This window comes from Cyanobium sp. Cruz CV13-4-11 (genome assembly GCF_024346055.1).
Lineage (GTDB): Bacteria > Cyanobacteriota > Cyanobacteriia > PCC-6307 > Cyanobiaceae > Cyanobium.
Map to the genome: position 1 here is coordinate 51232 of NZ_JAGQCH010000019.1, position 10316 is coordinate 61547.

At 68.7% G+C, this 10316-nt stretch carries 13 protein-coding genes; 8 read left to right on the forward strand and 5 right to left on the reverse strand.

What is annotated here, in order from left to right:
- Positions 1 to 130 precede the first annotated feature (130 nt).
- The gene (locus KBZ12_RS13780; protein WP_254958551.1) at positions 131 to 400 is read left to right on the forward strand and encodes a hypothetical protein; all 270 of its coding nucleotides are present in this window, start codon (positions 131 to 133) and stop codon (positions 398 to 400) included.
- Between the two features lie 59 nt (positions 401 to 459).
- Here the strand turns inward: KBZ12_RS13780 and KBZ12_RS13785 are convergent, their stop codons facing one another.
- Positions 460 to 1620, reverse strand: a complete 1161-nt coding sequence (locus KBZ12_RS13785) for a trypsin-like peptidase domain-containing protein (RefSeq protein ID WP_254958552.1) — start codon at positions 1618 to 1620, stop codon at positions 460 to 462.
- Positions 1621 to 1874: 254 nt separating this feature from the next.
- Between KBZ12_RS13785 and KBZ12_RS13790 the strand changes: the two genes are divergently transcribed.
- The 3 genes from KBZ12_RS13790 to hrpB all read left to right on the forward strand — a co-directional run bounded on the left by KBZ12_RS13790 (position 1875) and on the right by hrpB (position 5189).
- Positions 1875 to 2165: a DUF2973 domain-containing protein gene (locus tag KBZ12_RS13790; RefSeq protein ID WP_254958553.1), complete on the forward strand. Its 291-nt coding sequence runs from the start codon at positions 1875 to 1877 to the stop codon at positions 2163 to 2165.
- Positions 2166 to 2229: 64 nt separating this feature from the next.
- Positions 2230 to 2613 carry a hypothetical protein gene (locus tag KBZ12_RS13795; RefSeq protein ID WP_254958568.1) on the forward strand — a complete coding sequence of 128 codons (384 nt, stop codon included), beginning with the start codon at positions 2230 to 2232 and terminating at the stop codon, positions 2611 to 2613.
- The gene (hrpB, locus tag KBZ12_RS13800; protein WP_254958569.1) at positions 2610 to 5189 is read left to right on the forward strand and encodes an ATP-dependent helicase HrpB; all 2580 of its coding nucleotides are present in this window, start codon (positions 2610 to 2612) and stop codon (positions 5187 to 5189) included. Before KBZ12_RS13795 ends, hrpB begins: the two co-directional genes overlap by 4 nt.
- Before the next feature lie 43 nt (positions 5190 to 5232).
- Here hrpB and KBZ12_RS13805 read toward each other — a convergent pair whose 3' ends face one another.
- Positions 5233 to 6108: an HAD family hydrolase gene (locus KBZ12_RS13805; protein WP_254958554.1), complete on the reverse strand. Its 876-nt coding sequence runs from the start codon at positions 6106 to 6108 to the stop codon at positions 5233 to 5235.
- Positions 6109 to 6219: 111 nt separating this feature from the next.
- Here KBZ12_RS13805 and KBZ12_RS13810 point away from each other — a divergent pair, with 111 nt between their 5' ends.
- From KBZ12_RS13810 to xseB, 4 genes are all read left to right on the forward strand, one after another.
- Positions 6220 to 6366 (forward strand): chlorophyll a/b-binding protein, encoded by a 147-nt coding sequence (locus tag KBZ12_RS13810; RefSeq protein ID WP_015109196.1) that lies wholly within the window; start codon positions 6220 to 6222, stop codon positions 6364 to 6366.
- A 132-nt stretch (positions 6367 to 6498) separates the two neighbouring features.
- Positions 6499 to 6693, forward strand: a complete 195-nt coding sequence (locus tag KBZ12_RS13815; protein ID WP_254958555.1) for a hypothetical protein — start codon at positions 6499 to 6501, stop codon at positions 6691 to 6693.
- A gap of 4 nt (positions 6694 to 6697) precedes the next feature.
- Positions 6698 to 7903, forward strand: coding sequence for an exodeoxyribonuclease VII large subunit (gene xseA / locus KBZ12_RS13820; protein WP_254958557.1), 1206 nt, complete (start codon positions 6698 to 6700; stop codon positions 7901 to 7903).
- Positions 7904 to 7974: 71 nt separating this feature from the next.
- On the forward strand, positions 7975 to 8256 hold the full coding sequence (xseB, locus tag KBZ12_RS13825) for an exodeoxyribonuclease VII small subunit (protein ID WP_254958558.1): 282 nt from the start codon (positions 7975 to 7977) through the stop codon (positions 8254 to 8256).
- A 195-nt stretch (positions 8257 to 8451) separates the two neighbouring features.
- Here the strand turns inward: xseB and KBZ12_RS13830 are convergent, their stop codons facing one another.
- Genes KBZ12_RS13830 through KBZ12_RS13840 form a run of 3 tightly spaced genes read right to left on the reverse strand, consistent with a single transcriptional unit; the run spans position 8452 to position 10069 of the window.
- Entirely contained in the window at positions 8452 to 8877 is a 426-nt protein-coding gene (locus KBZ12_RS13830) for a hypothetical protein (RefSeq protein ID WP_254958559.1), read from the reverse strand.
- Positions 8877 to 9113, reverse strand: coding sequence for a glypican (locus KBZ12_RS13835; protein ID WP_254958560.1), 237 nt, complete (start codon positions 9111 to 9113; stop codon positions 8877 to 8879). Before KBZ12_RS13835 ends, KBZ12_RS13830 begins: the two co-directional genes overlap by 1 nt.
- 50 nt (positions 9114 to 9163) lie before the next feature.
- Positions 9164 to 10069: a YhjD/YihY/BrkB family envelope integrity protein gene (locus tag KBZ12_RS13840; RefSeq protein WP_254958561.1), complete on the reverse strand. Its 906-nt coding sequence runs from the start codon at positions 10067 to 10069 to the stop codon at positions 9164 to 9166.
- Between the last annotated feature and the right edge of the window lie 247 nt (positions 10070 to 10316).

The window sequence follows — 10316 nt, forward strand, 5'->3', positions numbered from 1 at the left end:
GAACGGACCAGAGGCAAGGGTTGAGCGGATTTCCTGACCAGGGCATAGGCCCTGTAACAGCCGCTACGTGACATCTTGAAACAGTTTGTAGCTTTGGGACGGTCAGAAACGCCCCATCGCGCCTCCCACCATGTCCGAACCCCTCGCGCTCAGCCTCGGTCAGAAATTCGAGCTCGAGCGCATGACCCGGGCCATCGATGCCACTGGGGATCCCCAGGTCCTGCGGGGTCTGGCCAAGCAATTGCTGCAGGCCTGGCAGAGCCAGAAGGCGGCCACCCAATGGGTGATGCGGCAGCAGCTGGGTGCACCGGCCCGCTTCGGCGCCGAACTCGCCGTGGATTCCGGCCTGCTTGACGCCCTGCGTCCGGACGCTGGCAAAGGGGGCATGGACATCCTCTGAGTTCTGCCCAGAGGCCTATCCGTGGCCCGGCCCCGAGGTGGCGGGGTCGGGCCACTCCCTCATCCCTGACGCAACGCAGCCATATCCCCTGGCACCAGGCGCAGGTTCAGCGTCGCCCCCTGACGGTTCACCGTCAGGTTGAGCGTTCCTCCCACCCCGGCCCGCTCCACGGCGGTGATCACCTGGGAAGGATCCTTCACTGCAGCCCCCTGGGCAGCAACGATCACGTCACCGGTCCTGAGGCCGCCCCGGTCCGCCGGTCCGTTGGGTTGCACGGAAACCACGACCGCACCCCGGCCCGAACCCTGGCCACTGGCCGCCCTGACCTCATCAAGACCCACCCCGATCATCGGATGGGTGGCACGACCGGTCGCCACCAGCTCATTGACGATGCTGCGGGCACGGTTGATCGGGATGGCGAAGCCCAGACCCGCCCCCGGTCCTGAGCGCACGAGGGTGTTGATCCCCACCACCTCCCCATCGGCGTTGAGCAGCGGTCCGCCGGAGTTGCCGGGGTTGATGGCGGCATCGGTCTGGATCAGATCCAGCCGCTTGTCGGTGATGCCCAGCTTGCTGGCATTGCGGTTCAAGCTGCTGATGATCCCCAGGGTGACCGTGTTATCGAGGCCGAAGGGATTCCCCACTGCGATCGCCCAGTCCCCCACCTGCAGGGCATCGGAGTTACCCAAGGGAGCCACGGGCCAGGGTCCTGCCCCCACCAGCCGCACCACGGCCAGGTCGGTGAGCTTGTCGAGGCCCACGACCCGGCCCTCGTAGCGCCGGCCATTCTCCAGACCCACGGTCACCCGGTCGATCTGATCCACCACGTGGGCGTTGGTGAGCACCAGGCCATCGGACTGCAGGATCACCCCACTGCCCTGGCCCCGCTCGGTGCGCCGCGAGGGCGCCCCCTGCTGGGGGATGCCGAAGAACTGACGGAACAGGGGGTCATTCATCAGACCCGGCGGCAGGCCGCCACCGCCGCCGGCGGATTGCACCGTGCGCTCCGTGTCAATGGTGACCACGGCCGGGCCGGCCCGGCGGATCGCCGCCGCCACGAAGGATTGCCGCCCGAGCACGGCCCCGGCTGGCTGGGCGAGGCCGGGGGGGGTCAGGGTCGGGCTGATCAGGGCCGTGGTCGCCATGACCGTGGCCGTGGCCGCCGCCGTGGCCGTGGCAAGCCCGGCGGCGGCCACGGCAAGAACGCGGGAGGAAGGCATCGCGAAAAGGATCAGCAGTAACAAAACCGTAGACACCTCCCCGGAAAGGAGAAAGGGGAGGCAAACCGGCCTGATCGGCTAGGATTTGTAAACTTTCTTATCGGGTCATGGACACCAGCCGCCTGCTCCTGGCTTTTCTCGCCTTCGGAGCCGCATGCACCTCCCTCTGGGCCTGGATGCTGGCCACCGCCACCGCTCCTTCAGACGGGTGATGATGGGGGAGACTCCGCGGCATGCGGGGTTCCCATCGCGCCATGACTTCCCTCCTCTCGCAGATCTTCCCGATCCTTTATGGGGCCTGCTTTGTTCTGCTTCTCTGGCAGGCGTTCCGGGTCATGGGACGGGGGTTCGGCGCCGTTCCAAGGCCAGGCGATCCGGGGACGGCCACGACCGACCAAGGCGGCCCGATCGGTGATCGCACCGGTCGGCTCACCATCCATCCGGAGCTCCTCGACGCCGATGGCCAGCTCACCCAGGAAGATCTCCTGACGATCCGTTTCAGTGGCGACAACGAGCAGCCCGCCTTCCCAGCCGATCCGAACTGACCACCCCTGGCCGGCCGCTGAATAGGCTCCCTGAGGTGAACGCGCTCAAAGGCGGAGATCGATGGTGGATCAGAGAACGCGAATCGTGGCGGCCGTGCTCGGGGCACTGAAACTGCCACCTCGTTTTCGCCTCAAGATGGTGAAGGACGATCCCATCCGGCTCGAGCTGACCATCACCCCGTCCTACGGGAAGGATCCGATCCTGGTGGGCATCGTCGAATCCCAGGACCTGGTGGCCCGGCGGGATCGGGAGGGCCGGATTCCCCGCGATCTCCAGGGCACCTGGGACTGGACGGTGCGTCACGGCAAAGTCACCACCGGGGGCTGGAACCCCTATCTCAAGGAGGCCCTCCAGACCATGTTCGAAACGGGCCTGCCGGCGATCGTCTACGAGGAAACCACCGGTGAGGCTTACCACCCGGTGGACGGCCTCCGCCACGTGCGCTGACGTCGCCCCTGCCCATTGACGGCCGCCTCGCGGCCATCACCGCCGCCCTTGGGCCCGGGGCCACCCTGCTGCTGCAGGCCGAACCCGGCGCGGGCAAAACCACCCGGGTCCCCCTGGCCCTGCTGGAGCGCTTCGGCCAGGAGGGTCGGCTGCTGATGCTGGAGCCGCGCCGGCTGGCGGCCCGCTCCGCCGCCGAGCGCCTGGCGGCCAATCTGGGCGAACCCCTCGGCGGCCGGGTGGGTTACAGCGTCCGGCTGGAATCGCGCACCTCGGCGGACACCCGTCTGGAGGTGGTCACCGCCGGCCTGTTCCTGCGCCGGCTCCAAGCCGATCCTGCCCTCGAAGGGGTGGCCTGCGTGATCTTTGACGAATTCCATGAGCGGCAGGCCGAGGCGGATCTGGCCCTGGCCCTGGTGCGTCAGGCCCGCAGCCTGCTGCGCCCGGAGCTGCGGCTGCTGGTGATGTCGGCCACCCTCGACCTGGAACCTTTGGCCGCCGAGCTGGATGGGGCCAGCGTGATCAGCTGCGAGGGCCGCAGCCATCCGGTCACGGTCGCCTACCAACCGCCGCGCCAGGAGGAGCGGCTGGAGCGCCAGGTGCTGCGGGCCCTCGAAGGCCACTGGCTGGACCAGCCCCAGCCCCGGGGCACCGTGCTGGTCTTCCTGCCGGGCCTCGGGGAGCTGGAAACGACGCGCCGGGCCATCGAAGCCACCGCCTGGGGTGCCGACGTCGACTGCGTTCTGCTGCATGGCCAACTGCCGCTGGCGGCCCAGGGCCGGGCCATCGCGGCGACCCAGCAGGCGGCCGGCAAGGTGGTGCTGGCCACGGCGGTGGCGGAGAGTTCGCTCACGATCGCGGGGGTGACCCTGGTGATCGACAGCGGCCTGAGCCGCCTGAGCCGCTTCGATCCGGCCACGGGCATGGACGGCCTGGTCACCCAGCCCGCCAGCCAGGCCAGTGCCGAACAGCGCCGCGGCCGGGCCGGACGGCTTGGCCCCGGCCATTGCCTGCGGCTCTGGTCCCCGGCGGAACAGCAGCGGCGCCCTGCCTTCGATCCCCCGGAACTGCTGGAGGTCGATCCTCTGCCGATCGCCCTGCAGCTGGCGGAATGGGGTGGCGCAGCGGACGACACGCTGCCCTGGATCACGGCGCCCCCTCGCCGGTCCCTTGAGGAGGCCCGCAGCCTGCTGCGGCAGCTGGGGGCCATCGATGGCGGCGGGCGTATCACCGGCCACGGGCGAGCGATGGCCCGGCTGGGGGTCCATCCCCGCCTGGCCCACATGCTGCTGCGGGCCAGGGAACGGGGCTGGGAGTCCCTGGCCAGTGCCATGGCCGTGCTGCTGAGCGAACGGGATCCCCTCGATCGCCGCGAGGCGGGCAGCGATCTGATGCGGCGGCTCGACTGGCTGCGGCGCGGTGATGCCGGACCCGGGGGTGCCGGCCGCACGGGCTCCCGGCGTCCCTGGCGAGATCTCCAATCCCAGCTGCTGCGCCAGCTCACGGACAGCCATGGCCCACACCCTTCGGCAGCCAGCCGCTCGGGCCGCGATGCCGCCTCCGGCTCCGAGGATGCCCAGGCGGCCCAGTTGCTGGGCTGGGCCTACCCGGAGCGGCTGGCCCTCGGCCGGGGCCGGGGCCGGGGGGATGGGCGCTTTCTGATGCGCAGCGGTCGCGGCGCCGTTCTGCCCCCGGGGGACCCCCTCACCGGCACTGAAGCCCTGGCGATTGCCAGCGTCGACGGCCAGGGCCAGGAGGCCCGGGTGCGGCTGGCGGTGGCCGTCTCCCGTCAGGGGCTGGAGGAGCTGCTGGCGGACGGGGTCGAGGAGTGCACCGAAGCCCGCTGGGATGGCCACGACCAGCGGGTGCGCTGCGAACGGCTGCGGCGCGCCGGGGCGCTGGTGCTGGAGCGTCGCCCCTGGCCCGAAGCCACAGGGGAGGTGGTGGAGCGGGCGCTGCTGGAGGGTCTGGAAAGTCTGGGCTTGGAAGTGCTGCCCTGGAGCCGCAGCAGTCGCCAGCTGCAGCAGCGTCTGATGCTGGCCCACCGCCACCTGGGGGCGCCCTGGCCCGACCGTTCGCCGGAGCGGCTGCAGCAGGATCCGGGTTCGTGGCTGGGGGCCCACCTGGGCGGCCTGAGCAGTCTTCAGGATCTGCAGCGACTGGACCTGCCAGAGATCCTCTGGGGCGATCTGGACTGGCCCCTGCGCCAGGAGCTGGAGCGGCTGTTGCCCCTCACCCAGCCGGTCCCATCCGGCCGTCGGGTGCCGTTGGACTACGGCAGTGGCACCCCGGTGCTGGCGGTGAAGCTGCAGGAGATGTTCGGCTGCCTCGAAGGGCCGACGGTGCTGGATGGCCGACTGGCGGTGAGGGTGGAGTTGCTGTCACCGGCAGGACGCCCGGCGGCGGTCACCAGCGACCTGGCCGGCTTCTGGAGCCAGGGCTACGCCGAGGTGCGCCGGGAGCTGCGCGGCCGTTACCCCCGCCACCCCTGGCCCGAGGATCCCCGCCAGGGCATCGCCAGTGCCCGCACCAAGGCCGCCCTGGCGCGGGAGGGGCGCGGCCAGGCCCCGGAGCGTTGATCCAGCCGGCGTGCCCAGACGAAGCCCCCTGGGGCGAGGTCCTTCAGGCCAGGCCGGGCAACAGATGGCCGAAGCCGAAATGGCGCAGTCCCTCCAGGATGCCCGCGCCGCCATGGCCACGGGCGCGGTAGGTGCGGGACAGGCCTGGCAGGGCGCGCACCAGGCCGGGCTCGGCATTGCCCACCATCACGCTCTGAAGCCCCGTTTCGAACATGGCCAGATCGTTGAGGGAATCCCCCGCCGTGACCACCAGGGCGGGATTCAGCTCCAGCCACTCCAGCAACCCCAGCAGGGTGCTGCCCTTGTTGACGCCAGCCGGCAGCACGTCGAGGTACTTGTCGCCGGAGACAAGACAATCCACCCCATGGGCCTCGATCGCCGGCAATCGGCTGCGATCGAGCCGGCGGGGGTCGATGGCATAGGCCAGGCGCCGATCGCTGCTGAGGGGCTCGGCGGAGAGACCCGGGAGACCCGCCAGCAGGGGCAGCACCTGGGCCGCCCGTCCGCGCCAGAGAGCCTCGATCGGCTCCAGCGCCAGGGGCGAGGGAGTGAGGGAGGCGCCGCAGGCCACCGTGCAACCCACATCCCCGATCACCAGGTGGGGGGGGTGGAGGCCAAGGGCGGCCTCGGCGGCCAGCAACCGGGCGACGGAACGCATGTCCCGCCCCGTGCTGAAGACCTGCAGGATCCGGTGGCGCTGGGAACCCAGCCAGCCGTAGAGGCGACGGCGGGACGGGACGCTCCCCTCCAGCAGGGTTCCATCCAGATCGGTGACCAGCACCAGCTCGGTCGCCCCGGGAAGCGGCGCCTTGAGGTGCTGCTGGAAGTGGGCCCGGGGCGCCCGGCGCTGTTCCTCCGTGCCAGGCCCCCAGAGGGAACCCCGGCCGGGGCCGCAGGCCGCCATCGGCTTCAAGCCCATGGCAGGGCACGGCTGTCAACCGTGCAACCCACACCCGCGCTTGTAGCTCCTATCACTGTCAAGATCACTCCATGTTTCGTTACACTGTGGTTTACCTCGTGGGCTCCTTCCATGTCTGACGCTTCCCAACCCCGCTTCGGTTTCGTCAACTTCGCCGAAACCTGGAACGGCCGCCTGGCCATGATGGGCTTTGTGATCGGCCTGGCGACCGAAATTCTCACCGGCCAAGGCATTCTGGCCCAGGTCGGCCTCGGTTGAAGGCCGGCCACCAAGCCAGCCCGCCACCCCTTGAATCGCATCCGTGGCGTTGGCCGCCGGTCTCCCCGGCGGCTTTTTCATGCCCCCGGCTGCGGTCCTAGGTTGGGTGGTCTGCAGGCTTGCGCCCCCCCGATGGCACCGACCGCCACCGTTTCCCGCTTCTATGTCGGCAACCGCCGCGACGGCTCCAGGCTGCTGAGCAGCGCCTTGGTGATCACCGGTGCCGGCCTGATCCGGGTCGACCATCCCATCGGACGGGCCGTTGCCCTGGTGGCGGGCCTGCTCAGCCTCTACTGGTGGCTCTGCTATCGCAAGCTCCAGCACTGACCCCATGCTCACGGTCCCTGGCAGCACCGCCCCTAGCGGCCAGCACGACGGCATTCCCCGTTTCACGGTCGCCGAGCTCAACCAGGCGATCGGCACCTTGCTCGAGAGGGGGTTCGCGCCCCGCTTCCTTCTGGAGGCCACCGTGGGCCGTCCCCAGCAGAAGAAGGGCCATCTCTGGCTGAGCCTGCTCGATGGACAGGCCAGCATCCAGGGGGTGATCTGGTCCTCCCAGCTGCAGAAACTCAGCTTCATTCCCCAGGAAGGCGATGGGGTGGTGGTGGTTGGCAAGCTCAACTTCTGGGCCGCCCGGGCCAGCCTCACCGTGCAGGTGCTGGATGTGCGCCCCAGCCTGACCACCGTTCTGCGCCAGTTCGAGCAGGTGCGCAGCCGGCTGGAGCCGGAAGGACTGTTCGATCCTGAACGTAAACGGGCGCTGCCGCCCTGGCCCCGCCGTATCGCCCTGCTCACCAGCGTGCCCAGCGCCGCCCTGGCCGACATGCTGCGCACGGCCCGCGAACGCTGGCCCGCCACGGACCTGCTGGTGGTGCCGATTCCGGTCCAGGGGAACGTGGAATCCCAGATCGCCACTGCCATCGAGAGCGTCTGCCGTCAGGCCGCCAGCCTCGGCATCGAAGCTCTGGTGCTGGCCCGCGGCGGTGGCAGCCGGGAGGATCTGGCTGTCTTCGACGGCGAGCAGCTGGCCCGCTGTCTGGCGGCGGCGGTGTTGCCCGTGATCTGCGGCATCGGCCACGAGGATGACGTCACCATCGCCGACCTGGTGGCCGACTACCGGGCCGCCACACCGACGGCTGCCCTGGTGGCCGTGCTGCCGGAACGCAGCCAGGTGCTCCGCTCCCTGGCCCAGGAACGCGGGCACCTGCAGCACACGCTCTCGCTGCGCATCGCCTCAGCCCGGCAACGGCTAGGCACGCGGCAGGATCAGTTGCGGAGGCTGCACCCGAGCCTTCTGCTGGAACAGCGGCAGCAATGGCTGGCCCAGCAACGGCAGCTGCTGCGGGCCCTGTCTCCGGCGCACCTGCTGGCCAGGGGTTTCAGCCTGCTGAGGGATCGCGACGGACGCCTGCTGCGATCCGTGGTCCAGCTGCAACCAGGCGATGCGGTGGTCGCCGAGCTGGCCGATGGCCGGGTGGCCCTGCGAGTGCAGGGCCACGAACCAGCCGTTGACCCTCCGCCCCCTGACGCCCCCTGACGCCCCCCCGGCTACAGCACTCGCCCCAGCCTGCTGCGTCTTTGCCCGTTTTTCCACCACGCACCCAACCCATGGCCAGGCCCACGACCAGATCCAGCCCTGCTCCCCATGAATCCTCCGAACCCGCGACGGTGGCCAAGGATCTCAGTTTTCGCGAATCCCAGACAGCCCTCGAACTCTGTCTGGCCCAGCTGCAGGACGAGGAGCTGGATGTGGAGTCGATGGCCGATCTCTACCGCAGAGCCCTGGCCTACGCCGAGCGCTGCGAGTCGGTGCTGCAGCAGGTGGAGCAGCAGGTGATGCAGTGGGATTCCAGCCAACCGGACCTGGCGCCGACGCCCTACGCCCCATAAGCCAAGCCGCACGCCTCACGCCGCATGGTCCCGTCGGCCCGTTTCCTGTCCAGTGATCTGCCGGTCGGGGCGACGGCCGTCACGATCGCCTTTGCCTTCGGCGCGCCCCTGTTGCTGCATCTGCTCGAACGCCGGAACCTGAAGCTCTCCCGCCTTGGCCAGGGGAGTCCCGTCGTCAACGGCTTTGCTGACCCCTCAGGGGGTGTCCCTTTCCAGAAGGCCACCATCGGTGGGCCCGGAGGCCTCGAGATCAACCGCCTCCACGTTGATGATGACGTCGCGGGCGTCGATTTCCCTCTCCTCCGGGGGGGATCCCCAGAAGAAGACGCCGGGCGGGGCGCTGGGCGCCGTTCCAGAAGCATCGACGGCATCGAATGCACTGCCACAGGCGGGACAGGCCGCGCTGCCCAGACTGGTGAAACCACAGTTCGGGCAGGTGCGCAGCCGGCGGCGGAGCACCTGCCAGCCGATCACGCCCACCCCCGCCAGCAACAGCGGCAGGAACAGCAGCGTGAGGGTGAGTCCCCCGATCACATTCAGCAGGATTCGGCCCGCCGAGGTGGGCACAAGGAGCAGGGCTGCCGCCACGCCAATCCAGAGCCAGGGGATGCGACGCTCCATCAACGTTGGAAGCGCGGGTCGTTCTCCATCCACCGCTCGAGTGCCGCCAGCCCTTCAAGGCCGGCCCAACCCAGCAGCAGGGCCGCCACCAGCCAGGCGGCCAACAGGCCAAGACCAAGCAGCAGCGGAACCAGCGCCAGGGTGGTCAGACCGATCACAACGACCGCGCACACGGACATGCAGACAAGGGCAAGGCTGGCCGCCAATGGCGGTATCCGAAGGGAAAGCTTGGCCAAGGGTCCATGCATCGAAGCGATCTCCATCCTGACCCGAAACAAGCCCTTTCTCAGCGCGGCAGAGGTGTCGATGGCCCCCCAGCGGCACCGCCGGAAAGCACCACACTGAAACACTGGCCAAAGTAAAGAACTACCCCCACCAACCAGACCCAGAGCGTCAGCAGCAACACGCCACCCACGACCCCATAGGCCTGGAAGCGCAAGCCAAGGGCGACCAGGCTCCTGCTCAGCAGCAGGTTGGACAGGGTGAGGCTGCTGCTGACCAGCAAAGCGCCGGGAATCAAAGGGCGGAAGGGAATGCGGCGTGATGGCAGCATCCAGAGAAACACCAGGGTGGACGCGAAACTGATCAACAGGGAAAGGAGCAGGTCCAGGCCGAAGGACAGGGAACTGAGCCAAAGCAAAGGCTTAGGCAGATAGATCTCCAGCTGGTCCTGGAAGCCACTCGATCCGAACAGCCGCACGGTGCTGAACAGCTGATCAACGACGATCAGAACCCCCACGAACAGGATGAGCGACAGGGCCTTCAGGCGCAGAGCCAGGAAACGGGCCACGTGCTGCTGCCAGCGCAGGTTGTCGAGTCCAAAAGGCCGGTTCCACCAGAGCCGGTCAGCACCACGCTGGAGCGTCAGATAGATGTTGCTGGCACTGAGGGCGAGAAGCACCAAGCCGAGGAGGCCAGCGCCGAAGCCCTGGTTGGTGAAGCGCCGCAGAGTGGCCTCGAAGCCTGGCAGGGCGGAGGCGGGCAGTACCTGGGCCACGTAGACGAGCAGACGGTCGAAGCGCTCCACATCGCGACCGAGAAGCCTGGAGGCCACCGAAAGCGCGATCAGCAGGGCCGGGAAAAAGGATTGGAGGGTGTGGTAAGCAAAGGCCGCACTGAGATCAACGCAATCCGCGCGCAGCCACAGGGCATAGGCCTTCCAGATCGGGCGGAAACGGCGACGCCAACTCACGGCAGGTGCAAGGTCAAGAGTGTCGAGCAGGGGGCACACATTCATTCTGCCCACCCCACAGCACCCCTCAGCCCCCTTCGCAGCCGGCCACCAGAAAACGACCAACAAAAAAGCCACCCTTTTCGGGTGGCTTTTCCTTCAGCTCCTTTTGGAGCTTGTTGACTCACACAACGCCGACAGGCGATCGTGGAGCAGAAGTTTTACCTGGCATCGAGCTATTTTCGCAGGGGGCTACCCCCCAACTATC